The organism is Paenibacillus sp. P4_A7 (assembly GCF_056402455.1).
The window spans coordinates 1-25,960 of record NZ_JBFUHJ010000053.1 but is presented as its reverse complement, the minus strand read 5'-3'; the positions used below and the strand labels follow the sequence as shown (position 1 = coordinate 25,960).

At 41.0% G+C, this 25,960-nt stretch carries 27 protein-coding genes and 1 pseudogene; 8 read left to right on the top strand and 20 right to left on the bottom strand.

Annotation, left to right across the window (positions count from 1 at the left end):
• The 3 genes from AC1DWN_RS10380 to AC1DWN_RS10370 form a co-directional block, all read right to left on the bottom strand.
• Positions 1–686: ABC transporter substrate-binding protein (locus AC1DWN_RS10380; RefSeq protein ID WP_477558825.1), on the bottom strand; the 686-nt coding region annotated here is incomplete at its 3' end.
• Positions 687–741: 55 nt separating this feature from the next.
• Entirely contained in the window at positions 742–1,617 is an 876-nt protein-coding gene (locus tag AC1DWN_RS10375) for a carbohydrate ABC transporter permease (protein WP_477558824.1), read from the bottom strand.
• A 20-nt stretch (positions 1,618–1,637) separates the two neighbouring features.
• A complete protein-coding gene (locus AC1DWN_RS10370) occupies positions 1,638–2,558 on the bottom strand; it encodes an ABC transporter permease (RefSeq protein WP_477558823.1) in 921 nt (306 codons plus the stop codon).
• A 102-nt stretch (positions 2,559–2,660) separates the two neighbouring features.
• On the opposite strand from AC1DWN_RS10370, the gene AC1DWN_RS10365 reads away from it, so the two are divergent.
• The 4 genes from AC1DWN_RS10365 (at position 2,661) to AC1DWN_RS10350 (ending at position 7,751) form a co-directional block, all read left to right on the top strand.
• Complete coding sequence (locus AC1DWN_RS10365) at positions 2,661–4,535, top strand: sensor histidine kinase (protein ID WP_477558822.1); 1,875 nt, start codon at positions 2,661–2,663, stop codon at positions 4,533–4,535.
• Between the two features lies 1 nt (position 4,536).
• Positions 4,537–5,772: a response regulator transcription factor gene (locus AC1DWN_RS10360; RefSeq protein ID WP_477558821.1), complete on the top strand. Its 1,236-nt coding sequence runs from the start codon at positions 4,537–4,539 to the stop codon at positions 5,770–5,772.
• Positions 5,773–6,553: 781 nt separating this feature from the next.
• A complete protein-coding gene (locus tag AC1DWN_RS10355; RefSeq protein WP_477558820.1) occupies positions 6,554–7,132 on the top strand; it encodes a TetR/AcrR family transcriptional regulator in 579 nt (192 codons plus the stop codon).
• Entirely contained in the window at positions 7,056–7,751 is a 696-nt protein-coding gene (locus AC1DWN_RS10350; protein WP_477558819.1) for a GNAT family N-acetyltransferase, read from the top strand. Before AC1DWN_RS10355 ends, AC1DWN_RS10350 begins: the two co-directional genes overlap by 77 nt.
• Positions 7,752–7,858: 107 nt before the next feature.
• On the opposite strand, the gene AC1DWN_RS10345 is transcribed toward AC1DWN_RS10350, so the two are convergent.
• Positions 7,859–7,960 (bottom strand): hypothetical protein, encoded by a 102-nt coding sequence (locus AC1DWN_RS10345; RefSeq protein WP_477558827.1) that lies wholly within the window; start codon positions 7,958–7,960, stop codon positions 7,859–7,861.
• 202 nt (positions 7,961–8,162) lie between these two features.
• A pseudogene (locus AC1DWN_RS10340) lies at positions 8,163–8,240 on the bottom strand (MarR family winged helix-turn-helix transcriptional regulator); the annotation flags it as partial.
• Between the two features lie 179 nt (positions 8,241–8,419).
• On the opposite strand from AC1DWN_RS10340, the gene AC1DWN_RS10335 reads away from it, so the two are divergent.
• Both AC1DWN_RS10335 and AC1DWN_RS10330 read left to right on the top strand, forming a co-directional pair.
• Positions 8,420–8,896, top strand: coding sequence for a MarR family winged helix-turn-helix transcriptional regulator (locus tag AC1DWN_RS10335; RefSeq protein WP_477558818.1), 477 nt, complete (start codon positions 8,420–8,422; stop codon positions 8,894–8,896).
• Positions 8,889–10,226, top strand: coding sequence for an MFS transporter (locus AC1DWN_RS10330; RefSeq protein WP_477558817.1), 1,338 nt, complete (start codon positions 8,889–8,891; stop codon positions 10,224–10,226). The genes AC1DWN_RS10335 and AC1DWN_RS10330 overlap by 8 nt, the downstream gene beginning before the upstream one ends.
• Before the next feature lie 466 nt (positions 10,227–10,692).
• On the opposite strand, the gene AC1DWN_RS10325 is transcribed toward AC1DWN_RS10330, so the two are convergent.
• The 14 genes from AC1DWN_RS10325 to coxB all read right to left on the bottom strand — a co-directional run bounded on the left by AC1DWN_RS10325 (position 10,693) and on the right by coxB (position 23,432).
• Positions 10,693–11,115 carry a hypothetical protein gene (locus AC1DWN_RS10325; protein ID WP_477558816.1) on the bottom strand — a complete coding sequence of 141 codons (423 nt, stop codon included), beginning with the start codon at positions 11,113–11,115 and terminating at the stop codon, positions 10,693–10,695.
• Positions 11,116–11,317: 202 nt separating this feature from the next.
• Positions 11,318–11,974 carry a DUF4085 family protein gene (locus AC1DWN_RS10320; protein WP_477558815.1) on the bottom strand — a complete coding sequence of 219 codons (657 nt, stop codon included), beginning with the start codon at positions 11,972–11,974 and terminating at the stop codon, positions 11,318–11,320.
• 855 nt (positions 11,975–12,829) lie between these two features.
• A complete protein-coding gene (locus AC1DWN_RS10315; protein WP_477558814.1) occupies positions 12,830–13,273 on the bottom strand; it encodes a Mur ligase family protein in 444 nt (147 codons plus the stop codon).
• Between the two features lie 301 nt (positions 13,274–13,574).
• A complete protein-coding gene (locus AC1DWN_RS10310; protein WP_477558813.1) occupies positions 13,575–14,873 on the bottom strand; it encodes an ABC transporter permease in 1,299 nt (432 codons plus the stop codon).
• Positions 14,866–15,768, bottom strand: coding sequence for an ABC transporter ATP-binding protein (locus tag AC1DWN_RS10305; RefSeq protein ID WP_477558812.1), 903 nt, complete (start codon positions 15,766–15,768; stop codon positions 14,866–14,868). The genes AC1DWN_RS10310 and AC1DWN_RS10305 overlap by 8 nt, the downstream gene beginning before the upstream one ends.
• Complete coding sequence (locus AC1DWN_RS10300; protein ID WP_477558811.1) at positions 15,765–16,703, bottom strand: ABC transporter ATP-binding protein; 939 nt, start codon at positions 16,701–16,703, stop codon at positions 15,765–15,767. Before AC1DWN_RS10300 ends, AC1DWN_RS10305 begins: the two co-directional genes overlap by 4 nt.
• 13 nt (positions 16,704–16,716) lie before the next feature.
• Positions 16,717–17,103, bottom strand: a complete 387-nt coding sequence (locus AC1DWN_RS10295) for a GntR family transcriptional regulator (protein WP_477558810.1) — start codon at positions 17,101–17,103, stop codon at positions 16,717–16,719.
• 28 nt (positions 17,104–17,131) lie between these two features.
• The gene (locus tag AC1DWN_RS10290) at positions 17,132–17,857 is read right to left on the bottom strand and encodes a hypothetical protein (protein WP_477558809.1); all 726 of its coding nucleotides are present in this window, start codon (positions 17,855–17,857) and stop codon (positions 17,132–17,134) included.
• Positions 17,858–18,038: 181 nt separating this feature from the next.
• The gene (locus AC1DWN_RS10285; RefSeq protein ID WP_477558808.1) at positions 18,039–18,503 is read right to left on the bottom strand and encodes a DUF420 domain-containing protein; all 465 of its coding nucleotides are present in this window, start codon (positions 18,501–18,503) and stop codon (positions 18,039–18,041) included.
• Between the two features lie 35 nt (positions 18,504–18,538).
• Complete coding sequence (gene ctaG / locus AC1DWN_RS10280; protein ID WP_477558807.1) at positions 18,539–19,486, bottom strand: cytochrome c oxidase assembly factor CtaG; 948 nt, start codon at positions 19,484–19,486, stop codon at positions 18,539–18,541.
• 39 nt (positions 19,487–19,525) lie between these two features.
• The gene (locus tag AC1DWN_RS10275; RefSeq protein ID WP_477558806.1) at positions 19,526–19,843 is read right to left on the bottom strand and encodes a cytochrome C oxidase subunit IV family protein; all 318 of its coding nucleotides are present in this window, start codon (positions 19,841–19,843) and stop codon (positions 19,526–19,528) included.
• A 3-nt stretch (positions 19,844–19,846) separates the two neighbouring features.
• Positions 19,847–20,464, bottom strand: coding sequence for a cytochrome (ubi)quinol oxidase subunit III (locus AC1DWN_RS10270; protein ID WP_477558805.1), 618 nt, complete (start codon positions 20,462–20,464; stop codon positions 19,847–19,849).
• The gene (gene ctaD, locus AC1DWN_RS10265) at positions 20,461–22,305 is read right to left on the bottom strand and encodes a cytochrome c oxidase subunit I (RefSeq protein WP_477558826.1); all 1,845 of its coding nucleotides are present in this window, start codon (positions 22,303–22,305) and stop codon (positions 20,461–20,463) included. Before ctaD ends, AC1DWN_RS10270 begins: the two co-directional genes overlap by 4 nt.
• 74 nt (positions 22,306–22,379) lie before the next feature.
• Complete coding sequence (gene coxB / locus AC1DWN_RS10260; protein WP_477558804.1) at positions 22,380–23,432, bottom strand: cytochrome c oxidase subunit II; 1,053 nt, start codon at positions 23,430–23,432, stop codon at positions 22,380–22,382.
• Positions 23,433–23,798: 366 nt separating this feature from the next.
• Between coxB and AC1DWN_RS10255 the strand changes: the two genes are divergently transcribed.
• Positions 23,799–24,551, top strand: a complete 753-nt coding sequence (locus AC1DWN_RS10255) for a YhcN/YlaJ family sporulation lipoprotein (RefSeq protein ID WP_477558803.1) — start codon at positions 23,799–23,801, stop codon at positions 24,549–24,551.
• A gap of 161 nt (positions 24,552–24,712) precedes the next feature.
• Positions 24,713–25,045, top strand: a complete 333-nt coding sequence (locus AC1DWN_RS10250) for a winged helix-turn-helix transcriptional regulator (RefSeq protein ID WP_477558802.1) — start codon at positions 24,713–24,715, stop codon at positions 25,043–25,045.
• Positions 25,046–25,052: 7 nt separating this feature from the next.
• On the opposite strand, the gene AC1DWN_RS10245 is transcribed toward AC1DWN_RS10250, so the two are convergent.
• Complete coding sequence (locus tag AC1DWN_RS10245; protein WP_477558801.1) at positions 25,053–25,934, bottom strand: DUF421 domain-containing protein; 882 nt, start codon at positions 25,932–25,934, stop codon at positions 25,053–25,055.
• Between the last annotated feature and the right edge of the window lie 26 nt (positions 25,935–25,960).

The window sequence follows — 25,960 nt, the reverse complement described above, 5'->3', positions numbered from 1 at the left end:
TAGCTAGGCATGTATTCACGGCCTAGTCCAGTCGTTATAACACCTGATGGGATCATTGTCGGCTCATTCACTTTTATAGCTTCCAAATATGCCTCGAAATCTTCTAATGTTTTAACTTCTGGAAGGTTATACTTCTTACGTAAGTCGCCACGAATCATATAAGTATCATTATTTTGTGCGACTGGTACAACACGAGGAATCGCATAGATTTTCTCGTCAAATTGTACGCCTTTCCAAACATAGTCCGGCGTGCTTTCCATTAATTGTTGACCATCGCTAGCCAAATGCTCATCAAGCGGTAACAAGATGTTCTTTGCTACGCTTTGTGGCAAATAGGCAACCTGAGACCATGTCAAGTCGAAATCTTCGCCACCAGCGACGACTAAGCTTTGTTTATTCCAATACGTATCCCATGGAACGAAAGTATAGTTAAGCTTAATGTTAAGACCATCAGCTTTCATTTTCTCGGAAATTGTAGCGGATACTGCTTCCAAGTCTTGCGGTGGATCTCCTGGGAATAGAATTTGCAACGTCACTTCTTTACCTGCGGGCGTCTGTTCGCCGTTCACTGGTGTTGGAGAAGGTGCTGCTCCCCCATTATTATTACTGCCACAGCCTGCAAGCATCGTTATTGCTAATATTGTTGAAAGAATAATACTGGCTACTTTACCTTTTCTGTTTTTCATACTATCGCTCCCTTTGTCTATTTAATATATATGCTGACCGACTAAGTTGTCGGGATCAACCTTTCACAGACCCAATCATAATTCCTTTGACAAAAAACTTTTGTACATAAGGATAGACGAGAATAATCGGACCAATTGCTACAAGGAACAAGGCGAATACCAATGTTTGAGATGGCATTTCAACCGTTGCCATATTCGAATTCATACTCATATACTGAATCATCGAATTGATGCGGTATAACAGAAATTGCACTGAGAATAAACTACGATCATCGATTAGCCACAGTGGCATAATATAATCGTTCCAATAAGACAAAGATGCAAACAAGCCAATCGTGGCCAATATCGGTCCTGATAATGGTGTAATGATCTTAAAGAATACATACCATGGACCAGCCCCATCAATTTCAGCTGATTCCGATAATGCCGGTGGAATCGACTTATAAAAGTTTCGAAGTAAGAAAACATTGAAAGGACTCATCGCAATCGGAATAATATACGCAAGCAACGTATTTTTCAAGTCAAGCACCTTCGTCAAATTCAAATACCAAGGAACTAGTCCTGCGCTGAATACCATCGGAATAAAAATAATTAAAGCTAGAATATTACGGTATTTCACTTTCGATAAAGAGATTGAATATCCAAGCAATGATGAGATAATCAATGAAAATATCGTTCCAACGACCGTAACAAAAATAGTAACCCCATAAGCCTTTAACACAACACCGTCTGCAAAGATAACTTTATATGCCGATAACGAGAATGCGTCCGGGATAAATTGATAGCCGTTCATAACGACCGACGTTTCACTCGAGATTGACACGATGATCGCCAAGGCAAACGGGACTATTGTCAACAAACAAAATAGAGTAAGCACAGTGTAAATCAGAACATCCATGATATTAAACCTTTTAATAGTATTACTTTTCATTCCATTCACCTCACTTCTGATTAGAACAATCCTGAGTCTTTATCATATTTTTTGGCCAACCAGTTACTCCCTAATACAACGATAAAGCCCACTACCGATTGAGATAGACCAACTGCAGTCATCATGCCGTATTCTCCGCCGCCAGTAATCATCGACCGGTAAATATAAGTGTCAATAACGTCCGTCGTTTCGAATAACATGCCATTATTTTCAATGATGGCGAAAATTAGTGCAAAGTCACCAAAGAAGATTCTACCGATCGACATCAACGTCAAAATGATAATAGTAGGGATTAGATTTGGAATTAGAATATAACGTATTTTCTGAAGGCGGGAAGCTCCATCAAGCGATGCTGCTTCTAGCATTTCTTCATCTATACCGGTTATAACAGCTAAGTAAATAATTACGGTATATCCAACGTTTTTCCATATATTCGTTGATACAAGAATCTTTACCCACGGCTCGGGGTCGATATACCATTGCTTCGCAGTTCCATTAAAGACTTCAATGATCCCGTTGACGAGGCCATTGTCATTGCTGAACAACAACAGAACGATTTTCCCTACGATCGCAAAGGAAAAGAAATAAGGGAGAAACATAATGCTTTGGAATAACTTTTTCATTGATCGGTTTTTCATTTCATTAAGCATAAGTGCGAATACAACAGCTAAGATCGTTCCCCATAAAATGTTATTGAAGTTAATCCATAGCGTGTTAAACGTAATCCGCAGGAAATCTCCGTTACTCAAGAAAAATTTGAAGTTTTCTAATCCAGYCCATGGACTGCCATAAATCCCGTCCAACGGATTGAAGTTTTTGAATGCGAGAATCATTCCCGGATAGGGAAGATACGAAATCGCAATCAACACTGCCAAACCCGGTACTGCCATCAAATAATAAGCTCTGTTCTTCCATAATTCAGCGAGTATACTGTTCTTCATGTTCATCAGCTTCACCTATTGTCTTCGTTATTGTCTTCATTCCCTACACTATAGCCGCTATTCCATTTGCTGAATATCGTCAAATGTTGAGGTTATATTCTAATGTTGGGAACTACTGTCGTTCTCTTGCAAGCTATTATTGGAAGCGTTATATTTAGGCTACAAGGAAGTGATCCATTGAAAATATTTAAATCAATCAATGCCCGAATTATTCTCTATCTCTCACTTATCATTGGATTATCTCTAATTAGCTTAGGCTTGATCAGTTATCAAATCTTCTCGAGCTATACGGAAAATGACATGATTAAACATGTCACCTCCGTAACGGCGCAGACGAATCAAAGTCTAGATCTATATTTGAGTGAAATTAAGGATTCCTTGCATTTCCTTTCTATCGATAAGGATTTAATCTCTAATCTGCAAGATTCCTTATTCGTTAAAAAGAATTACGCCATAGAGCAGGATCAAATTCGGGTGAGAATAACCGAGCTACTGTACAATATGTTTGCCGAGAAGAACGATGTCATTGGATACTTTATTTATAATAACGACGATAAAATTTCCTTTATTAATAACCGGATGAAGATTGGATACGATTCTCCTTTTCTTAATAAAGTATGGGATGATTTCAAAAATACGAAGTATGCGTTGCAAACCCGCTTTTATGGCTCCCATAACCCCGATTATTATGAAGAGGATTACTATAAATCCGATGGCAATGTCATTACAATAGCTGCCAATATTAAAAACCCTTACGATCCGTCGGACCCAACGTTATATGGGGTTGCCATCTTTGATTACAATGTTAGTAAGCTTAAAAGCATCTATGACCAAATTCAAACGCAGACAGGCATAGATTCTATTATCGTTGATGATCAGCAACAATTTATTTATCAGACTGATTCATCACTTACTTTATCGAGGGCATCTATGGAGAAGCTATTCCAGGATTCTTCTGGTTACTGGACGGAGGAGATTGGAGGTAACAAGAATTTGATTTCCTTTACTACTTCTACCGTAACAGGTTGGAAGACGGTTAGCCTACTTTCCTTCTCGCAGCTCGACAAAAGCTTATCACTTATCCGTAATACAACGTTTACGCTATTAGCGATCATGGTTACGCTCACAATATTATTCGCTTCGGCGATGACAATTCGCATGAATAGGCCAATATTGAATCTGGTGCAATTCATCAAGGTTGTTGGTAAAGGGAACCTTAATCTCCGTCTTGAAAGGAAATCAACCTATGAGGAATTCTCGGTTCTAGATCGCGGGATCAATAATATGTTAGACAAAATTAATGAACTGATCGAAGAATCAGTGGAACGCCAGCTACTGCAAAAAGAAGCTGAATATGATGCACTCCAATCCAAAATGGACCCGCATTTTCTATATAATACGCTGCAATCCATTTCATCACTTTCTATTTTGGGTCGCAATGCGGATATCGAAAAAGTTACGCACGCCTTGCGGGATATGTTGCATTATTCGCTCTATCGTCAAACTGATATGGTACCTATTCAATCTGAGGTTCGTTCCGTAGAAAACTATATTAATATCCAAAACATTCGATACAATGGCAAAATTCACTTCGAATTACATGCCGACGAAAGCACGTTTCACTATTCTATTAACAAATTCACACTGCAACCGCTTATTGAGAATGCGATTTATCACGGTGTTGAGGGAATTGATGAAGATTGGTTACTCAGTATACGGATTACGAAACTATCCGAAAAAGTGAGAATCGAAATTAGTGATAATGGCGTTGGGATGACTCCCCAACGACTGCTAGAATTACAGGCCCAACTAGCCAACAAAAATTTGCGTACGGGCAGAATTGGATTATCCAGTATTGCAGACCGTTTGGAACTCAAATTCGGTCCAAGTGCAACACTAGAAGTCGATAGCGAGCAACATAAAGGAACAACGATCATTTTGACGATTCCCCAGCATTATACATTCGGAGGCGATTAACATGACGAAGGTACTACTAATTGATGACGAACCACTAACTACACAAGCCATTCGTCAAGTTCTTCAAGTTCATTTTCCATCAATCGAAATTATCGGGGAAGTAACGAACGGTGCTAAAGCATGGGATCGGATGCTTAAGGAAACGCCGGATTTCATCATTAGCGATATTCGCATGCCACATATGGATGGGCTACAATTAATGGAGAAAATACGTGAGGCTGACTTATCCGTCAAAGTGATTTTAGTTACTGCTTATGGCGATTTCGAATACGCACGAAGAGCGATTGCGCTCGGTGCTTTCGGATACATGGTCAAGCCTTTCGTGCAAACCGAGCTCATTCAGGAGGTAGGTCGCATCTGTAAAGAGATCGAAACGGAGCTTGCGTACAAGCAAGACATTTCCAAGATTATTCCTTTTGTGGAAGAGAATATGATTAGGAAGTTGCTTGTAGGCAAGCTGCAGCAAGACGATCTCAACCTACTAATAAATTTATCGGGCAGCGACTGGAACCAGTATGTTCTAACGATTTTCCGATTCAATCGTGCATCCGAAAACAAAGAGATTCTCGAAGAAATCGTTAAGATCAGCATGTCCGAAGAGATTAACAGCCTATTTGCAAATCATGGTTGCCGCGTAGTGAGTTTTTTTCAAAAAGAAAATGAATTGGTTGTCCTATATTCACCTAAATTGGACTACATTCCCATATCACAGATTTGTCTTGAAATATTGTCCAAATATACGGAAGTTACAATTGCGACTGGTAGTAGCAATTCAAACTTCACGCTTGAACAAATAGCGTTTGCTTATGTGGAAGCTGATCAGAATCTTGTCAAGTCCTACATGAGTTCAGTCATTACTCTTTCTGATCCCTATCTTACATCGAATGAAAAAGATGATTATCATTCCGAACTTATGACAAGAGCAGCGAAATACTGCAAAAAGGAGTTTACAAAGGATATCAGTCTGCAAAAGATATCCGATCACCTAAATCTTAATAAATACTATTTCTGTACCTTATTTAAGTCGCACTTCGATTTAACCTTCTGGGAGTATGTCACGGATCTACGTATCGGATATTCCAAAGAGCTTCTATCTCTCACAAATGAGAAAATAGCTGAAATATCCGAAAAATGCGGTTATCTTAACATAAGCCACTTCGGAAAGATATTTAAAAAGACGACTGGTCTTACACCAGCTGAATATCGCAAGAAGCAGCAGACTAAAGTATKCCCCTAGCTTCATTCCAATCTAAAATTCCGTATATAGACAATAACCAAAAACAATCTGCGTAGATTATGAATTAAAGCCCCTCTTTTTCGAGGGGCTTTGTTTCATACATATGTCGTTATTTGTCTCATTTATAATCGTTACTCACATATGTAAATAGACTGATCCATTGGATATATGCRATTTTGACCAAGAAAGAACCTTTCCGCTTGACTGAATAAGCAGCGTTTGGATATTGAGGGAAACCTCCCCAATTTCTATGGGGTGGTTATTTGTCATGCATTTTTAACAGTATAGCACCCTTCGTTTTCTTCATTAACAATTAAATATTGACAGCCTATTAGCTGGTATAGCTCAACGAGGCCGCCGTTCTATGCCGGCAGCCTCGTCTTAGTGAATGTTAAGCTATAGTGTCCCGTTAGCTGAATATCCAACAAATTATCTAACCATTCATCGCAGTAATTAGAAAACAAATCGCTGTGAGCAAAGCTAATAGAGATTACATTCCCTGCTTATTGCAACCAACTGAATTAATACGGAAATGGCACATGCAACTCTCATTTGTTTTGGCATTACTTTATACTTACCGCCCATTGCAAATTCTCCGTAAGGTAAACCCATGACCACATCTGCTTTGAGCCACATCCACAGCCATAATCCTTCGACTGGATTCAGTTGAGGGCTATAGGGCTTTATACATGTTATTTTCTGTTCAATTATATGGATTTATGTTCTTTGATCTGCTACAATTACTTACGAACGTTCGTAAGTATTTAAGGAGTGGTATTCAATGAAAAGTGATGAGATTAAACGGGCAGCACTGAAATACTTTACCATTCACGGATATGAAGGGGCTTCTCTTTCGAAAATAGCCGAAGAAGTTGGATTGAAGAAGCAATCCTTATACTCCCACTTCAAAGGCAAAGATGATTTATTTCTTCAGGTTCTACGCGATGCCGGTGAGGTTGAGTTGCACACAAAGCTTACGTTCTTTAATAATCATAAAAATGATTCGCCGGAGAAATCATTATATGCATATCTAGTGATGGTTAAAGAACTATTTCAGTTAGACGAGCGGATGAAATTCTGGCTGCGTATCTCCTTCTTTCCGCCCGAACATCTTTATCATGTGATAGTAAATGAAGTCTTTGCCATTGAAGACCAGGTCGTGGAAATGCTTGAAGCGAAGTTCGCTGAGTGGATGAAGAAAGAAGAGATCTATAAGGAACAACCCTCTATTCCGGCTAGTGCATTTACTGGGATTGTTGATGCCTTGATGCTGGAGTTACTCTATGATTCAAGTCCAGAGCGAATTAACGAGAAGCTGGAGTCGGCTTGGACAGTCTTTTGGCGAGGAATTTCCAAGTAATAAGAGAGCAAATATTTTCAACGACTATAATGAAATTAATCGAGGTGCTACAATCATGCATTTTATAGAAGTTACTCAACAGAATTTAAAACTGGCCTATACCATTCAAAAGGAAATTTTTTCGGATTCGCCTGATATTCTGCACATCAAAAATTCTATTGATAACAATGATCCAGGCTATGCTTATTGGATTGTGTACGAGAATGAAACTGCCATAGGGATTTCGGGCATTTATACTGTAGAAGCTGACAGAGATTCCGTGTGGCTCAGTTGGTACGGTGTTTTACCTAAATGGCGGAGCAAAGGCTTTGGAAGAAAAATTCTGCTTGAATCCATCGAAAGAGCTACATCACTGAGCCAATTCAAATATATAAGACTATATACATCCGAAAAGTACAATGTGAGTGCATTGGGGTTGTACAATTCTGTTATGGACCTATGTGAGCGGTATGAAAATCCGGATGATGAGACATTTGAACGGACTGCTTTGGTCTACTCCTATTCACTAACGGAAGAAAAGGTACCGCCATGGAACAATAGATATATGGGCATTCAAGAGCTTGAGGAGCTATGCAAAGCGGGTGAGTTGTATATAAAAGAACACGGAGACGAAATATAGCAGGTATCATCCCCTTCAAGTAAAAACTCTAATTAAACTCAAACAGGGCCATCCCAGGCAGCCATTTCATGGATTATGGGACGGCCCTGTTTTTTTTCTTGCTACAATCACTTTTGGCGCATCAGGGCATGCTTCAGGCAGTAGCTCTCGCCTTCAAAGACAATCAATTGTCCATGGTGGGCGAATCGGTCAATCACCGCGGCAGCCATCTGGTCATCGGTAAAGATCGAGCCCATTTGGAGAATTCCAGATTCGTGGTCAGGACCAGACTGCGGCGTTCGTAGCTGGCTGCGATCAGAATTGAACTTCGACTTATAAAAAGAAAATGGCTTGTATGGCCGTTTATATGCTTCTGAAAAGGTTTTGTGTGTAGACATGTACTTTAGTTGATTACGTTCATAGACTATCTATTTACCAAACAGGTCTTGACCTGGATGATAATTTGCCTTCATTTGCTTTATAAACTAATTTCGTTAAATCTTCTTTGAGAAAGGAAGCAAAAACAGTAGCTCCTTGCGCTCACTTCTCGTTAGCAAAATATTGAAGCAGTTAACAAGACCTTCTACATTCACTCATTTAATTTAGTCAACATATTGACTATTTTATCAAAAGGAACTACAATCGAAAAAGTCAACATCTTGACTAATTTTATTAAAGGGAGAACAAACATGGAAGATAAAGATACCCGACTGGCAGACATCGTGATGGACATTATCCGTGTATCCAACATGTTGGAAAGACTGGGTGGAAAATATGTACACGAAGCAGAGCTGAATAGTGTACAACAATATATGATTTTGGCATTGTTAGACTCTAAACCTAATTTGTCTATGGGGGATCTCCATCAAAACACATTAGTGACAAAACAAGCAATAACGGGAGTTGTTGATCGGCTAAAAAAAGGAGGGTATTTGGAAGTATACAAAGATTCAAAGGATCGTAGAATTATCCGTCTCCTACTGACTGAGAAAGGCGAGAACGCAATACAAACTACTCGTCCTAAGAGAATTCCAGGAAATCGGGACACCTTTTCTATATTAAGCGACAAAGAGATTTTTCAATTATCAGGCATTCTCTCTAAGCTAATCCTACATTATAAAAATAAAGAGTTCATTGGTACAGAGGGAGATATTACACATGAGTAATCAATTAAAGAGGTTAAATTATACGATTTGTTTTATTCTAATATTCGCTACAATGAATACGACAATGATGAATATTGCATTACCAAAATTTGCGGAAGAGTTTGTCCTGACACCTGCTACGGTGAGCTGGATTACCTCAATATTTAGTTTGGCGTTTGGCGTCGGAGCCGTTATTTTCGGAAAATTGGCTGATATATATTCCATTCGACGTTTAGCTGTTATAGGTATTGTCATTTTCATGATAGGTTCACTTATTGGTTTTGTCAGCACCAACTTCGGAGGCGTTATCGTCGCACGAATTATTCAAGGACTTGGTGCATCAGCGCTCCCATCATTAAGTTTGATCATGGGGTCCAGATTTTATCCGCCTGAATCTCGTGGTAAAGTGCTCGCAATGGTATTTTCGATTATAGCACTTGGGGCTGCACTTGGCCCAATTATTGGCGGTTTCCTGACGGATTGGTTTGGTTGGGAAGTATTATTCGCAATTAATTTCTTAAGTTTATTAGGACTGCCATTTTTCCTTAAATATGCACCTAAAGAAGAAACAAAACCTGGGAAACTCGATATTGTCGGTGCTATTTTATTTACGTTAGCAATAACGGCAATTTTAATGGGAATTAACGTTTCTAGTTGGCTACTTCTTGCAGCTGCTGTTCTGTTGTTTCTTTTCTTCTTGCAAAGTAAGCGAACTGCCTATCCATTTATCGATATTGAAATATTAAAAAACCGCTCGTTCCGCTCGGTTCTTCTGATGAGTTTTTTAAATACGATCACATATATGGGTACGCTGTTCATCCTGCCAATGATGCTTTCAAAAGCGAACGGTTTATCATCCGATTGGATAGGGCTCGTATTATTCCCAGGTGCTCTTCTTACAGCAATATTGGGATCACAAGTTGGCCGTTTAATTAAGTTAAAGGGTAGCCGATTCATCAATCAATGGGGCTTTGTGCTGATGGCTGTCGCTTGCTTCGGACTTTCTACAATGGTTGGGGTTTCTCCAATTTGGATTTCCTTGATGTCCATTTTCATATTTCTAGGTTTTACAGCGAATCAAACGGCATTTTCCAATTATATCTCAGAAATTTTACCGCCTAAGCAAATTGGGATTGGAATGGGCTTATTTACATTAATGACATTTTTAGCTTCTGCTATAGGTATTTCATTGTACGGCCGTTTTCTAGATCTAAAAAGTGGGCATTGGAATATCTTTAACAGTTCTTCCTATAGCTCTTATAGCAACGCGCTACTTCTCGCAGCCATCATTATTTTGTTAGCGTTGATTGTCCTTGCTTTGGAAAAGACAGTGAAGAAGCAAGAAGCGTAATAACATCCTCAAATGATGGGTGATGTATGACGAATAGTTTCGTAACGTAATCATAAATTAGTGAGCCCTTGAAGATTCCAGTAGGAATTATCAAGGCTCTGTGTAGTATTGGGCTTTTTGGATTGCTTAGTCCAATGAATTTTCTCACCTTATGAAGTTCGTGTTCCTTAGACTAGTGATTTGCTGATTGCTTCCTTCAAGTTTCCACGTATCCTGCCCGTTAGCTTAACGCTAATTACTAGGTCATCTGTACAAAATCTATTATTTTGTGAGCATGTTACTTTGTAGATGCGAAACGAACTAAACGAACAGAAAGACCCTAATTTGCCACTTTCCCTTTATGGTCGAAGATTTTTCGATCAATAAAAGAAAATGGCTAGTAGGCCCTTTTATAAATTTTAGAAAGGTTTTGTTTGTAGGCACACATAAAAATTACAGACTCCATAAGAAGTTCACAAGCGAGAAGTTAGGGCATAACGTGTCTGAAATTTGTGTTATATATGTAAATCAACCATTTATCTCCTTCTTTTTTTAAATCTATAGTATCTATATTTTTTTCGTGTTTTTCATTTCTCATACTTCTAACTATTATCTTGGCTTCTTTATGTTGTCCATCAATATTTTTTATAGATTTAATTTTATACTTATTAACCTCTCCATACCAGGGTCTAACATTTATCACATCTTGAGGATTATTGTTTACACTTATCTCAGCAATCGCTGTATAATCTTCTGCCATAAAAGCTTCATAAAATATATCTAATTGCTCCTTAACTGGAAGATTTCCACTGGAATATGGGTTATTCTTAAAGTATAAAAAATACACTACAATAATAAGTATCAGCGCAATTAATAAAATCGCCATTTTGTTTTTAAGTAAATGTTTCATTTATTCACCTACTTCATTTTGATAACTAATGAAAGGGATTTACAAGTATGTAAACCCCTTTCATTAATCTAATTAAGGAGTTAAAGTTCCAGTCCTAATAACTACTCTTTCATTATTATGATCAGTGAAATCTACTAGCAGCTGCCGCAGCAAACTGCCCCTTATTTGTTACACTAACCTTACCCGTTAGTGCAATAATTTTTTATGAAGAAACCTCAATTAGAACATTATCTGCTACGATGGTGAATTCCCTTAAAGGACTTTCAAATAAAACGTGAAGCTCAAATCCAACATTTGTGGAGTAAACTTCGTTATAAAGCCAGTCACTGCCTACACTTAAGTCAGGAGGTTGAAGCTTCTTCACGCCTATAAATGTTAATCTCACATCGGTGTGATAATGATATCCTCCTCTACAATCTAAGGTTATTATGAACGTGTCCTCAGAAGGCATTTCAAGTGAAAGTACTCTTGCATCGTGTAACGACTTCTCACACAATTGAACAACATTGTCTGGGAGTGAGTCCTTTATCGACATATAGCAGCAACGGTATTCATTTCTAATAATGCTCATACGCTTATCGTACTCATTTCGCCACTGCTCAGCCATTTTTCTAAGTTCTACCGAAGGAAAATGCGAATTTATCGTTCCGTTTTGAATATAGGGGTGAAAGATCTTAGGGAGAAATTTTAGTAAGTCATTTTTCAAATACGCTAATTCGTCCCTACGGATTTCTTCAAAGTTCATCCCTTCCGCTATATAATAAGCGACATCTTCTTCCCAATCCTTTTCCGTTTCATGGAATACCAAAAATCCACTAATCTGCATTTCCTCATACCATTCTTTTGTGAAATAGTTCATTTTCCGTTCCCCCATGCTATATGTATCTAACTCACTACATACTTTAACGTGAGTATAGGAGTTTTGTTGTGTTAAACTGCCCGTTAGCTTAATGAAGCATCGTCAGTCTAATACTTTATTTTTCTAGTTTATCAAGAGCTAAATATAAAAAAGTCAGATAAAATAAAGAGTTCTACATATTGTACATGACTAATATGTGGAACCCTTTATGTTTAACTATCGTTCCCCGTGAGCCACACATGCGGGAAATCAGGGCTTCCCGGAAAACGCCCATGTCTTATTCGATCCTTTCCCTCCGACCGACGCAGCGTCCCGACCAGCTCTACAAAGTGGCGCCCGCGCTCTTCAAAGTTGCGGTATTGGTCAAACGCAGTGCAGGCAGGGCTCAGTAGCACCGTGTCGCCCGATGCGGCCAGCTTGTGCGCCTGCGCCACGGCCTTTCGCAACGGAAAATAGGGGGGCAACTCGGCACTCTTCGCGCTGTAGCCTCGATTTGACTGGCCGCTTCGCCGATCAACAGCAACACCTTGACATGATCAGCCAGTAGCCTGGCCATCTCGTCAAACGGTACCTTCTTATCTCTCCCGCCGGCGATCAGCAGCACTCGGCCCACATGCGCGTGCAGTGTGGCGACGGTACGGGCGGGGCTAGAGCCGATTGAATTGTTGTAGTAATGCACGCCGCCCACAGTTGCCACCCACTGGTTTCGGTGCTCCACGCTGACAAAGGTGCGTACCGTCTCCAGGATTGCCTCGTCCGGCACGGTCCCCCTCACGGCGATCATAGCAGCCATAACGTTTTCCACGTTATACCACCCCGGTAAACGAATGTCACTGATAGGTACCAGACCATCGATCACTCCATCGCGGACTGTGTGCCGGCCGAAATATACTTGGTCCGCCCCCGCCCGCGCAGTGTGGCGGTCGCCGGGTTGTCGCCGTTAAGGACGGCAAGGTCGTCAGCACTCTGAAAATCCAGCAGGCGGCGCTTGACGGCGGTATATTCATTCATGTCGCGGTGCCAGTTGAGGTGATTGGGCGAGAGGTTGGTAATGACCGCCACATGGGGAGAGCGCGTCATGTCCATCAGCTGGAAGCTGGATAGCTCGACCGCGCACGCGTCCAGCGGCGACATCTCGCCAGCGCGCATCAGCAGTGGCGTGCCAATGTTGCCGCCCAGATGCACCATACGCCCCCTGTTTGCCAGCATGTCTGCAATTAACGACGTGTTGGTGGTCTTACCGTCCGAACCGGTCACGCCGAAAATGGGACAAGGACATAACGCAAAGAACTCCTCCATCTCACTGGTCACACGTCTGATTTGATCTCTAGCTCTTATTGTTAATAAAAAGAAAGTAAAATCTAATTAGCTAAGACAACAAGTCTCACTTATTATGATAATTTTAGATCAAATCATCTTGTAATTCACTTAGAGTCTAATGTAATCAGTATTTTGAGATCAAAACACAAAAACCCTGATAGATCAATGTTCATGATCGTATCAGGGCATATTTAAGTCTCATTTATAACTGTTATTTGTCTCATCTATTGTTGTAACCTGTCTCATTTATAACCGTTACCCACATATTTGTCTCAAAAGATTAAATCTTATAAGCCTTCATAGCTTTACGAATCTCTTTAAAGCTAGGGCGCTTGCCATACATAAGCACGCCAGTGCGGTAGATTTTGGCCGACATCCATACAGCAGCATAGATTGTGACGAGCAGAATAGCGATTGACACCAGTACCTCCCATGGTGCTGGGTCAGATAGTCCGAGTCTGAGCAGCATAACGTAAGGTGAAAATATAGGAATGAATGATGTCACTTTAACCAGCATGCTATCCGGGCTGCTAATGCTGAAGATCGTGATGTAGAAACCAGCTAGTGAAACCATCGTAATAGGCAGTACAGCTTGACCTAAGTCTTCAGTACGGCTAACAATTGACCCTACTGCTGCGAACAGTGTCGCGAATAGGAAGTAGCCAGTTAGGTAGAATACCACTGCGTATAGTAATAATGCTATGTCTATTTGTCCAAGATCGATGTTCAGATCTTTTAGTATTTTAATATTATGCGGTAATGATATATTCGCAATAATAACGAGTACGTAGGCTGAAATCTGAATTAGTCCCACGAAAAACATGCCTAGTATTTTACCGAACATTTGCTTAAGTGGAGAAACACTTGTAATGAGCAGCTCCATAACACGTGAACTCTTCTCTGCTGTTATTTCGGAAGCTATCAATTGACCAGTAATCATAATAGCCATAAAGAGAAGAATAACGATAGCATACACGAGCACCATATTCATCGCTTGCTGCTCTGGCGTTTTTCCATTGCCAATGCTGCCTGCGCCTTCAGTTGCAGAAATTTGAACGGTATCAATACTTATAGCTGAAAATAATAGTGCTTTCTGCTCTTCCGTTAGGCCAGCATCTTGAAGTACGGTTTGTTGACGAATAACCTGCAGACCGCTTTCCAGATCCTCCGTAACTCCAAATTCCATTAGCTTTTCGGATTTATATGTCATTTGCGGGAAGCCGCTATCCGTCATTTTTCCGAACTGTAGGTATCCTTTGATCTCTTTATCTGTTATAGCCTTCTTAAGCTGCGCTTCATTAGCAGCCTCTGAGCCTTTATCTTGGAAAGCAACAAGCTTAATGCCAGGCTTCTCCTGCGATTCGTAATACGTTTTTAGCTGGTCACCGACCTTGATATCACTAGACTGAACATAACCGACGCTTGCTACTTTATCGCCATTGCTAAATTGAGAAAAGATATAAGGAAGATTCATACCAATCGTTATAATGACTGCAATAATTAAAGTAGTAATCAGAAACGCTTTGCCTCTGAATTTGTTCTTTACTGTAAAACCAACGACCGTCCAAAAACTATTCATGGCTATCACCTACCGTTTTTATAAATATTTCATTCAATGTTGGTTCTTTGATCTCAAACCGTTGAATCGTAGACTGTCCAATCGCATGACGCAAAATTTCTCCGCCAACCGCTTCGTTCGCAATTCCGATTTCATAACCGTACTCATGGCGAATTACGTTTGTAACACCTTTAATATCCTTAAGTCCTGTTACTTCACTTTCAGTGCTTAGAATGACACGTTCCTTTGGAAACTGCTTCTTAATATCCTTCAAGCTGCCTTTCAGCACGGCATTTGAACGATGTAAAATGGTAATGTTACGACATAATTCCTCTACATGCTCCATACGGTGGGTCGAGAATAGGATGCTCGTTCCTGAATCCCGAAGCTCCTTAACCGTAGATTTCAAGAGCTCGACGTTTACCGGATCAAGTCCGCTGAATGCTTCATCGAGAATAACAATTTTCGGTGAATGAATGATGCTGGCTATAAATTGAATTTTTTGCTGATTACCTTTGGATAGCTCTTCAACCTTTTTACCGTAATATTCCGGAACCTCAAATCGATCAAGCCAACGCTTCAAATTTCGGTCCGCATCCTTCTTAGACATTCCCCGCAGCTGTCCCAAATAAATAAGCTGATCGCTTACGCGTACTTTAGGATATAGACCTCTCTCCTCCGGCAAATAACCGAGATTACGAAGCTCATCATTGCTGTAAGGCTTTCCTTGATACAATACATTACCTTCGTCAGGAAAAATAAGGCCCAGCACCATCCGCATCGTTGTTGTTTTTCCAGCACCGTTAGCGCCTAGCAGTCCGTATATTTCCCCTTCGCTTACTTCAAAGCTGATACCGTTTACTGCTGTCTTATCTCCATACTGTTTCACAATGTTTTCTACTATTAATGGATTCATTTTGTTGCTCCCTTCATTTCGTTAGGTCTAATACTCAATCTGTCCTGCAGCAATAAAGCACTCATAATTTCATCTAGTTCAAGGGCATGACGGCTAACAATCTTTAAATCTTCTGCTGTACACCATCTCTCAGCTTCTGCCGCTTTATTGGTAGTAATCCGATAGGTTGTTCCACCAGTATGCTCCACGCCGCATTGACCAGGAATATTCGCTGCTTTTTTTGCAGTTAGTGCTTCTCCGCTAATAAATAAAGTAAACCAACTGCTGAACAACTCATCCTTCTCGTACATACCAAGCACTCTACCTTGCGCCATAAATACGATATAGTCGGCAAGACGTTTTACTTCTTCAATAATATGGGAAGTCATTAGTATGGTTCGATCACCTTGGTCCATATAACGATGCAAAATCTCAATCATCGTTTTCCAAGCAAGCGGATCGAGCCCAGATGACGGCTCATCAAGCATAAGTAATTCAGGACTGTGTGTCAGAGACAAGGCAAATTCAAATTTCCGGCGCATCCCCTTTGACATTTTGGCAAGCATTTGGCTATCATCAACCTCTAGAAGCTGCAGCAGCTCCTTATACCGATTGATGTTCCAGTCTTTGTACCAAAACCGATGGAATTCGGCCTTCTCCCTCGCTCTCATCCTATCCTCATGCGGGGATGATTGGTCATGCAGATAGCCGATTCGACTCTTCAGCTCCGTATTTGCTCCCTGCCCCACTTTATGTCCAAGCAATTCAATCGTTCCTTCATCCGCTTTCTCCAGATCAAGCATGAGGCGAAAGGTTGAGCTCTTGCCACTCCCGTTCGGACCGACAATTGCTGTTATATAGCCTTTCGGTATACTCATATGCAGTGGACCTAATCTGAAATTCGGACGGTTTTGCACGACTCCTTTTAATTGAATCGCCATTGTCTCTTCCAGCATGATTCCACTTCCTTCATTCAAAGTGTTTCTTCATTGCTTCTTTAAACATTTCTTCCAGCTCTTTCTCCGTACATTGCACCATCTTGCCAGCTATAACTGCTGCCTCAAGCGCTTCAATAATAGCTGCCAATCGATGCCGATCACGCTCTTGTTCCTCAACTTTGGCAACAAAGGTGCCTGTTCCTTGCCGAGTTCGAAGCAAGCCTTCTGCTTCCAAATCGTTATAAACTCGTTTGACCGTAATAACACTGCACTTTACAGTCTGAGCAAGCTCTCGAATCGATGGAAGGAGAGTCCCTTCTGTTAATTGCCCACTGACGATCAATGCGCGCAGCTGCACTTCGATCTGATGATAGAGCGGTTCCGCGCTTTGTTCATTAATTTGAATTGGGAGCCGCACGACTACACCCTCTTTCCTTCAACCCTGTTTAAATCGTATAACTCCGTTTATCAAGACGCTTTACTAATTGTTTTACTCCAACCAACAGTGCTGCAATGCCTATAACTAGACCAACTATTGATATCCACCAATGGCCTTGCTGTATATATTCCAATGAGTTAAAGACTAAATTTCCAAACTTCAAAGCACCCAAACCGATTGTTAGGATCAAAATCACAGCACAGTATAACATGCTTACCATGAAGTACATTTTGCCTGAATAACCGATCTCCCAGTAAACATAAGAGACTGCTACCATTAGAGAATAACCGAACCATAACAGAGCATATAGTCCAAAATCCGAAAGCATTATTTCACTGCCCATTGCGCTTACTAAGATGTATTGAGCGGTAAAGAATATGAGCTGTGCTGCAATTAATACGATCGTCAACTGAATCAAGCGTCCTATTGCAATCTGTTTGGAGGAAATAGGCATCGTTCGCCATTGCGCCATTTTCTTCGTATAAGAGTTATTCTTCCAATAACTAAACATCGATTGATTCATTACAAATCCTAATAGCGGAAGGATAAGTATATAAATGAAGTCCGTTGCCCAGCTGGTCATTACATCTCTTTCTCCCTGTAAGCCCTGTTCAAATAATGGAACACTGAAAAGCAATATATACGCTATAAAGACTAATGAAAATAGTGATTTCCAACGATCCTTAACTAACTCATGCTTAGCGAGAAACCATGCGGCCTTCCAATCATTCAAATGATTTGCTCCTTCCAGTTCGCTGTGTGGTTATACTGTGTATATTCTTATACACAGTATAACCACACCTTCATTTGTTGTCAACACTTACCATAAATAAAAAATAACCGTAAACTTGGAAGAGATACTCTCTTCTAGCTTACGGCTTCTAATTCATTTACATTTCTTAACACGTATAATATCACAGTCCAAAAATAGCGTTTATCGGTGGCTCTGTATGGCCGCCTGGATACATCAGATAAAGCAATACATATACGAAAGTGCCCGTAGCCGCTGTAACAAACCATATCACAGATGTTACCTTTCCCCACTTGCGGTGCTTAGCATACTTTTCACGGTATCCAAGCGTTAACGTCGTAATTCCAAAAACAGCTGCTACTGTAGCTAGTACGATATGGAACAACAAGAAAGTAATATAATAAGGCTTTAAGCCATCTGGTCCACCCCATACTGTATTACCAACGAAAATGGAACGAGATACGTAAACGATAAAAAAGATAATCGCAGCGACTGCAGCAGCAAACATGACCTTCTTATGTTGCTCTAGTTGACGTTTAATGGCCAATCTCCAACCAATAGCAACCAGAACTGCGCTTAGCACGATGAAAAACGTACTTATTGTCGGCATAATATTATAACTACTCAATTTTTCCCCACCCATTATAAAAGAGATTATTTTTACTAAGCTGTACCGGTATTCGGAAGCTCATCTTCTGTGTGCTCTCGCTTAAACCATACTTTGAAAATGTAAGCGAGAATAATACCATACATAAGCTCCTGAACAAGCTTCATCACGATTCCGCCAAGCTGCTGATCCTCGACAACGTCCATCGTATTAAAAAATTGAGGACCGCTGAACTCTTGTAACAACCAGCTCGTATCCCCTGGTATACAATAGCCCATCGCTGTTGCCCAAACGTTAGGATCACTGTAAATCGCGTACAAGGAACTGTTAGAGAATATAATTAAGGCACATGCAGGCGTAAGCAACATACCATTTGCGAACACATACCCCATTTTTTTAAGATCAGTTAGTCGACTCCACTCTTTAACAGGAGTTGCAATTTGCCACCACATCAAGAAAGCAGTGAGCAATAGAATAGTATAATAAATCCGGTGCACCGTAAAATGCGTCATTACATAATCATGAACCATAGGTATATGGTATATAGAAAATAACATATTAAACAGTATTAATGAAACAATAGGATTCATAAACAGACTTAGCTTCTTCCAAAAATGCGCAGAAAACATTTTCCGCCATAGAAACTCAGGAATACCAAGTAACACAAGGGGGGGGACAATTAAATACGAGACAGACATGTTGATCATATGAAAGGTAAACATCATATGTCCTAGTAAATTAGATGGGCCGCCTTGAACAAAATAGAACAAAAAAGCTCCGGATACAAACATCGTTTTTTGCAGCAATGTTGCAGCAGGTGCATGTGGAGCATGCTTCTCCCGCCATGGACCTATCAAATAGAAATATAGAATAATAAGCGCAGCAGTTGCGAATAAAAACATCGGGGTCCACATTTCTTCAAATCCGAAATATTGTAAGCCAAGCATTGTCGGATCTCCTTTCACTTGCAATAAGCTCATTTTTACAAAAGAGGAGGGACCCACCCTTGGGACCCTCCTCTTTTCTATTATAAAACGATGGAATTACCACCAAGCCCAATATACGGCCATTATGACACATGTGAAAACGATAACGAGTCCAAATATAATCCCGATAATTGGGAAGATATGGCCACGATCCTTCATATGCATCCAGAAAGCCATCTGTACGAATACTTGCAGCATTGCTGTTCCAACAAGAACGATATAAATAAAGTCTTTATTTAATTCTCCGCTCATAACGGTTGCAAATGCAATTAACGTAAGCAGAATGGAGAACAAGTATGAGATAACATGCTTCTTAGGTCCTTCAACCTTATGACGCTTGTTGCTTTCCTCTGTGGCTGAATGATTGTTCGACATTGATTAGCCCACCTTCCCCATCAAATAAACGACGGTAAAAATGAATACCCAGACTACGTCGATAAAGTGCCAGTACATACCAGCTACGTACACCTTTGGTGCAGTAGTGGTGTTCAAGCCGTTTTTCATCAATTGGCCGATTATTAACGAGATCCACACGATACCTAGGGCAACGTGGGCACCATGGAAGCCGACAAGCGTGTAGAACGACGAGCTGAATGCGCTCGTTGTAAAACCGTGGCCTTCATGCACATAGTGGTAAAACTCATAAATCTCAAGACCAAGGAATGCCAGCCCAAGCACGACTGTAACAATTAGCCAGTTAATTAAAGCTTTCACTCTGTGAGTGTGAAGAGCATGAATAGCGAACACGCTCGTCAAGCTTGATGTTAACAATATAGCTGTTGCTGCTGCTACCAGCGGCAGCTGGAACAACTCATTAGCAGTCGGACCACCAAGCACCTGGTCGCGAAGGGCTAAAAATACGGCGAATAGTGTACCGAACAATACGGTTTCTCCACCTAGGAATAACCAAAACCCTAATATCTTATTGCGTCCCTCGAGGGTCGCCTTCTCGGGCTCATGAGGCAATTGCCCGTCTACATGCGAATGCGCACTCATGCTTTCCCCCCCTTATCATGCAGAAGCTCTTCTACTTCAATATGGAAACCATGATCAGGCTTCACAGAACGAGTGATCATACAACCAAATGTGATTAGCAAGCCAATCCCACCAACTACATAACCCGCATTAAGTGAACCTAATTTACCCCAGTCCGGTGCATACATGAAGCCGAAGCCTGCAATGAATAAACCTAAAGACATAAGGAATGGCAAGATTGAACCAGATGGCATATGAATTGGACCAATCGGCTCAGCAGGTGTCATTTCACTATGACCATCCATCTTTTCTTTCCAATAAGCATCATAACCGCGAACAAGCGGTGTTTGAATGAAGTTATACTCAGGAGGCGGGGATGGAATCGTCCACTCCAGCGTACGACCATCTTCCCAAGGATCTGCTGCCGCGTTTTTCGGCTTGAATGCCGTTATTGTAGCATTCAGCATGAAGAAAATGGTGCCTAGTCCCATAAGGAACGCGCCTACCGTACTAATCATGTTCATTTCATTAAATCCAAGGCCGTCAAGATACGTCCAAATACGACGCGGCATGCCGAGCAAACCAAGGAAATGCTGAATGAAGAATGTCATATGGAAGCCTATGAAGAATGTCCAGAAGGTTAGCTTACCGAGTGTTTCGTTAAGTACTCTTCCGAACATTTTTGGCCACCAGTAATGAAGACCTGAGAAAATACCAAGAATCAAACCACCGACGATAACGTAGTGGAAATGCGCGACTACGAAATACGAATCGTGATACTGGAAGTCAGCAGGTGCTGCTGCTAGCATTACGCCGGTAACTCCACCCATAACGAAGGTCGGTATAAATCCGATAGCAAATAAATTTGCTGACGTGAATTTAATTGAACCGCCCCACATCGTAAACAACCAGTTGAAAATTTTGATACCTGTTGGTATTGCAATAAGCATTGTTGCAATCGAGAACAGCGCGTTCGCAACTGGCCCAAGACCTGTCGTAAACATATGATGCGCCCAAACCATGAAGCCCAAGAAGCCGATTAGGATTGTAGCGAATACCATCGAGCTGTAACCGAACAACCGCTTGCGTGAAAATGTACTAATAACCTCAGATATAATACCGAAGGCCGGCAAGATGAGGATATAAACCTCAGGATGCCCAAATATCCAGAAAATATGCTCCCACAGTACCGCGTTACCGCCACCTGAAGGATCAAAGAAGTTAGCGTCAAACAGTCGATCAAACATAAGCGCAACTAGTCCAACCGTAAGCGCCGGGAAAGCGAACAAGATAAGCGCCGACGTAGTGAATGAAGCCCATGTAAACATCGGCATACGCATGAATGTCATGCCTGGTGCACGCATATTAATAATGGTTACAAGGAAGTTAATTCCTCCGATTAACGTACCAATACCCGCAATCTGCAAGCCGATTACATAATAGTCAATACCGTGATCACCATTGTAGGTTGTTCCAGCAAGCGGAGCATATGCCGTCCAGCCTGCATCAGGCGCGCCACCGGCGAACCAGCTGACATTCAGCAATACTCCGCCGAATAAGAAGGTCCAGAACCCAAGAGCGTTAAGGAAAGGGAAAGCTACGTCACGTGCTCCGATTTGGAGCGGAATGACTGCATTCATTAAAGCAAATATCATAGGCATTGCTGCTAGGAATATCATTGTTGTTCCGTGCATCGTAAGCAGCTCATTGAATGTACCTGCACTTACAAATTCATTCAACGGTTTCCACAGCTGAATCCGAATTAATAGTGCTTCTAAACCGCCGACTAGGAAGAAAAATCCTCCTGTTATCAAATACAAAATTCCGATTTTCTTATGGTCAACCGTTGTCAGCCAGTCCATAATGCCGCTGTAACGTTTGACCTTATGCGTATGCGCATGCGCCAAAGTAGGTACCTCCTTCAATCACCGATAAATTATTGTTCGTAGTCAAGTTTCAAATCCGCTAAGTATTCTGCAATACCTTTGAGTTCTTGCTCAGTCAGATTGTATGCGCCAGTCATTTGGTTGCCCGGTTTTACTTTCTCCGGATCTTTGATCCAACGATATAAGTTGTCATAAGTAGAACCCTCGTTTGAATATTTCGGATCATCGGTGTTGATAAGTATACCTCCGACAGATTGACGGCTGCCGATACCTGTCAAGTTAGGGAATGCTGGTCCACCCAGATCTCCAACAGCATGACAAGTTAGACATTTACTCTCAAATGCCGCTGCAATAGCGGGATCACTTGGTAGAGCTACCGGCTCTTGAATAGCCGCGACCCAACGATCAAATGAAGATTGATCTACCGATTTAACTTTAAAGTCCATCAAACCGTGAGAATCTCCACATAACTCGGCGCATTTACCTTGGTAAACGCCTTCTTTTGGTGCCGAGAAAAACATCGTATTTACGTTAGAGTTAGGATTTGTATCGATTTTACCTGCAAGTGATGGAACCCAGAACGAGTGAAGCACGTCTGCTGACTTCGCTTCTATAGAGATTGTTTTTCCTTTCGGAATAATAAGCTCCTGTGACGTTTTAATTCCATATTGCGGGTATTCAAACTCCCACCAATATTGATGTGAAGTTACGATAACTTGTACAGCATTTGGATCCTTAGTGTAATCTTTAGCCAAATTAAATACAGATTGTACCGTCGGAACACCAAGAATAATTAGCATGATAATTGGAATAACTGTCCAAATAATCTCAAGCTTATGGTTTCCTTCAACTTGCTTTGGAATCGTTTTGTCTCCCTTACGTCTGCGGAAACGAATAATTACAAACAAAGAAATCGCAAATACGACAATAATCACGATCGACATGAGTATTATCGCTAGCTTCATCAGTCCGAATTGCTCTTCCGCTACAGGTCCCTGGGGATTAAGCGTAGACAAATCTTCCCGTCCGCAAGCAGATAGCACCAATACCATCATGGCCATTAGCGGCGCAAGCCGTTTTACAAATTGCCACCGTTTCATCATTAATCAACCCCACTTTTGACTTTTTCGCAGTTGCCTGATTTCACGTGGCAAGCGGCCAACTACGTATTTCACAGATGTTATAAAAACCCTGTAACTTAAATCACTTTATTAAATATAAAGTTGAAGCCCCTTTTTGTCAATGTTCCACAGAGAGTTCACAAATTGTTCTCAAAGCTGTCAAAAATCGCATCACTACAAGGATTTTTAGCTTTTGCCGCAGTAATGAGAAGCCAATCCAAACAGCTCCTTCTCTATCCTACATTGTGCACCAAACCCATGGTCAATTATGTATGATTTAAAAACGTATAATTATTTCGATCTGACAAACCCTAAAGTTATTATTAACTGAATGGGGGTCCGTTCTTTATGATTAAACGAATGGCTGCACTGTTGCTGTCTGCCGTTGTATTAACAGTCTCAGCTGGCTGTAATTATCAGGAGCTTGTCCAGAAAAGCGATACCGACTATGGCAGTCGCAAAGCGAATGATCCTAAGATGATACGCGGCAAGACGTTCGGTTCCTTGTCGACAAATCCGAACCAGCATCAAAACACTTTTTTCGAGTATAGCTCCTATATTTCAAAGAAAGTGTCGAATATTAATGGCATTGCGTCAGCAAATGTTATGTTGACTGATAAAAATGCTTATGTTGGCATCATGCTGGATTGGACGGCAGTCGGTACCAGTAATTCAGGTGGGACGGAAGAACAAAATAACACTCCCTCTACAAAGGGGCTTAAAAATAGCGATACTGGGAACCCTTATCGGGAAGATGGAATGATTGCCTGGCCCTCTCAATCCTTTTTCTCAGTCAATGATATCAACAATCTTTCCGATGAATTGAAAAATACAGTGGCTCTTAAAGTTCGCCAGCTCGCTCCAAATGTTCAAGAAGTGCATATCTCTGCTAACATGGAACTCGTCAACTACTTTAATGAATTCGCGAAGGAAGCATGGGGCGGCCGGGCATTAATGCCATGGATTGATGATTTCAACACGGTTGTTCAATATCATTTCGCAGGTGGTAAAGTGATGCCGACACCATTAAAGAAACTTAAATCAAATCGTCCAATTGATGCCTCTTCTACCCCGATAAAAAAATCGTTTCCTATTAAATAGAAAAATAAAAAAGGGCCTTTCCATGTGAAAGGCCCTTCGTTTGTTTTAGTTCGTCCCCGCCTTAGCTATACTATTAATAGTAGGGATATATTTTGATATTTATTATCTTATCTATATATACTATAATTATTGACAGTATCAATTGAGAGGGGTAGTAATCATTGAGTTCTACTAATTATGTTCCGAAAGAACCAGAAGTTATCGCATGCAATATTGAAAAAACATTAGATGTCATTGGTGGCAAATGGTCATTTCTCGTACTGAGAGAGCTGTTCTGCGGTACGAAAAGATTCGGAGAATTACATAAGCTTATACCGGCGGTAAGTCCTCGCGCGCTAACAAGCACGCTCCGTCATCTTGAGGAAAAGGGCGTGCTTGAACGCAAAGTATTTCCCACCGTTCCAGTAACCGTTGAATATACACTAACGCCTAAGGGCGAGGATCTTCATCATATCTTGAAAGAAATGAAGCTATGGTCGGCTAGATGGACATAGCTTTGAGCTAATGTCTTGGCAGCTCTTTTGACAGTTGATCCGGCAAGGTATGGAAGCTTGCTTGGAATCGGTCCAACGCGTTCTGATAGATGCGCCGGTCACTCTCATTTCGAGATTGCTGCTCAAGACGGCGCAGCTCCGCTGCATACTGCTCCATTAAATAGCCGACCCGCTCCTTCGGCTTCGTCTGGTCATTTTTCTCCTGCTTGCTTTCTTTACCGGTTTGGATGGACAATTTACCGTCAGTATCGATTTGAGCGAGAAAAATATCTTTCTGTTCCAATTTATTTCGTTTGATTTCATGGTCTAGCCATTCCCTATTAAAACCAGCGTTTTCCAATGCGTCATTCAGAATTACACCATCCATAATGATGGTCTGAGCCTCATGCTCTTTGCCGACTCTCCAGCCCATCAAATCTGATGTGAGAGGTTGATATTCCTTCTTAAGCAACACGTTAATTTCACCGGTTGCCTCCATAACCGCAAACTCCACATCCGCTACACGGTACACATCCTTCATCCGAAGCTGCCCGAGCAATTCATCCAGTGTCAGACGTTCTTTGTGTAATTCATGCTTAAGCAGTTGCCCGTCTTTAATTAAAACCGTTCCTTTACCGTCTACAAAATCTCTAGCAGCCTTGCTTTTCATCGTTAAAAATTCCAATCCAATTGACATGGCTACCCACACAGACATCGATACTATGCCCAAAAACCATAAATTATCAAGATCGAGAGACACATAAGCGGCTATGTTGCCGATTGAAATTCCTGTTATGTACTCAAACAGAGATAACTGAGAGATTTGGCGCTTACCTAAAATTTTTGTGAAACCAAATAAAACAACAATCGCTAATAACGTTCGTAGAACGATCTCTAACCAATCCGGCATTTTGCTCCCCCTTTACCTCCCTATAA

What these genes read in the sequence shown, in the direction of transcription:
- AC1DWN_RS10335 (WP_477558818.1), top strand. Translation starts at nt 8,420, where the DNA reads ATGGAAGATAAAGATACCCGACTGGCAGACATCGTGATGGACATTATC.
- AC1DWN_RS10305 (WP_477558812.1), bottom strand. Translation starts at nt 15,768, where the DNA reads ATGAATCCATTAATAGTAGAAAACATTGTGAAACAGTATGGAGATAAG.
- AC1DWN_RS10310 (WP_477558813.1), bottom strand. Translation starts at nt 14,873, where the DNA reads ATGAATAGTTTTTGGACGGTCGTTGGTTTTACAGTAAAGAACAAATTC.
- AC1DWN_RS10300 (WP_477558811.1), bottom strand. Translation starts at nt 16,703, where the DNA reads ATGCTGGAAGAGACAATGGCGATTCAATTAAAAGGAGTCGTGCAAAAC.
- AC1DWN_RS10245 (WP_477558801.1), bottom strand. Translation starts at nt 25,934, where the DNA reads ATGCCGGATTGGTTAGAGATCGTTCTACGAACGTTATTAGCGATTGTT.
- AC1DWN_RS10355 (WP_477558820.1), top strand. Translation starts at nt 6,554, where the DNA reads ATGAAAAGTGATGAGATTAAACGGGCAGCACTGAAATACTTTACCATT.
- AC1DWN_RS10315 (WP_477558814.1), bottom strand. Translation starts at nt 13,273, where the DNA reads ATGGAGGAGTTCTTTGCGTTATGTCCTTGTCCCATTTTCGGCGTGACC.
- AC1DWN_RS10270 (WP_477558805.1), bottom strand. Translation starts at nt 20,464, where the DNA reads ATGAGTGCGCATTCGCATGTAGACGGGCAATTGCCTCATGAGCCCGAG.
- AC1DWN_RS10350 (WP_477558819.1), top strand. Translation starts at nt 7,056, where the DNA reads ATGATTCAAGTCCAGAGCGAATTAACGAGAAGCTGGAGTCGGCTTGGA.
- AC1DWN_RS10375 (WP_477558824.1), bottom strand. Translation starts at nt 1,617, where the DNA reads ATGAAAAGTAATACTATTAAAAGGTTTAATATCATGGATGTTCTGATT.
- AC1DWN_RS10255 (WP_477558803.1), top strand. Translation starts at nt 23,799, where the DNA reads ATGATTAAACGAATGGCTGCACTGTTGCTGTCTGCCGTTGTATTAACA.
- AC1DWN_RS10365 (WP_477558822.1), top strand. Translation starts at nt 2,661, where the DNA reads ATGTTGGGAACTACTGTCGTTCTCTTGCAAGCTATTATTGGAAGCGTT.
- AC1DWN_RS10320 (WP_477558815.1), bottom strand. Translation starts at nt 11,974, where the DNA reads ATGAACTATTTCACAAAAGAATGGTATGAGGAAATGCAGATTAGTGGA.
- AC1DWN_RS10275 (WP_477558806.1), bottom strand. Translation starts at nt 19,843, where the DNA reads ATGTCGAACAATCATTCAGCCACAGAGGAAAGCAACAAGCGTCATAAG.
- AC1DWN_RS10345 (WP_477558827.1), bottom strand. Translation starts at nt 7,960, where the DNA reads ATGGCTGCCGCGGTGATTGACCGATTCGCCCACCATGGACAATTGATT.
- coxB (WP_477558804.1), bottom strand. Translation starts at nt 23,432, where the DNA reads ATGATGAAACGGTGGCAATTTGTAAAACGGCTTGCGCCGCTAATGGCC.
- AC1DWN_RS10325 (WP_477558816.1), bottom strand. Translation starts at nt 11,115, where the DNA reads ATGAAACATTTACTTAAAAACAAAATGGCGATTTTATTAATTGCGCTG.
- AC1DWN_RS10330 (WP_477558817.1), top strand. Translation starts at nt 8,889, where the DNA reads ATGAGTAATCAATTAAAGAGGTTAAATTATACGATTTGTTTTATTCTA.
- ctaD (WP_477558826.1), bottom strand. Translation starts at nt 22,305, where the DNA reads ATGGACTGGCTGACAACGGTTGACCATAAGAAAATCGGAATTTTGTAT.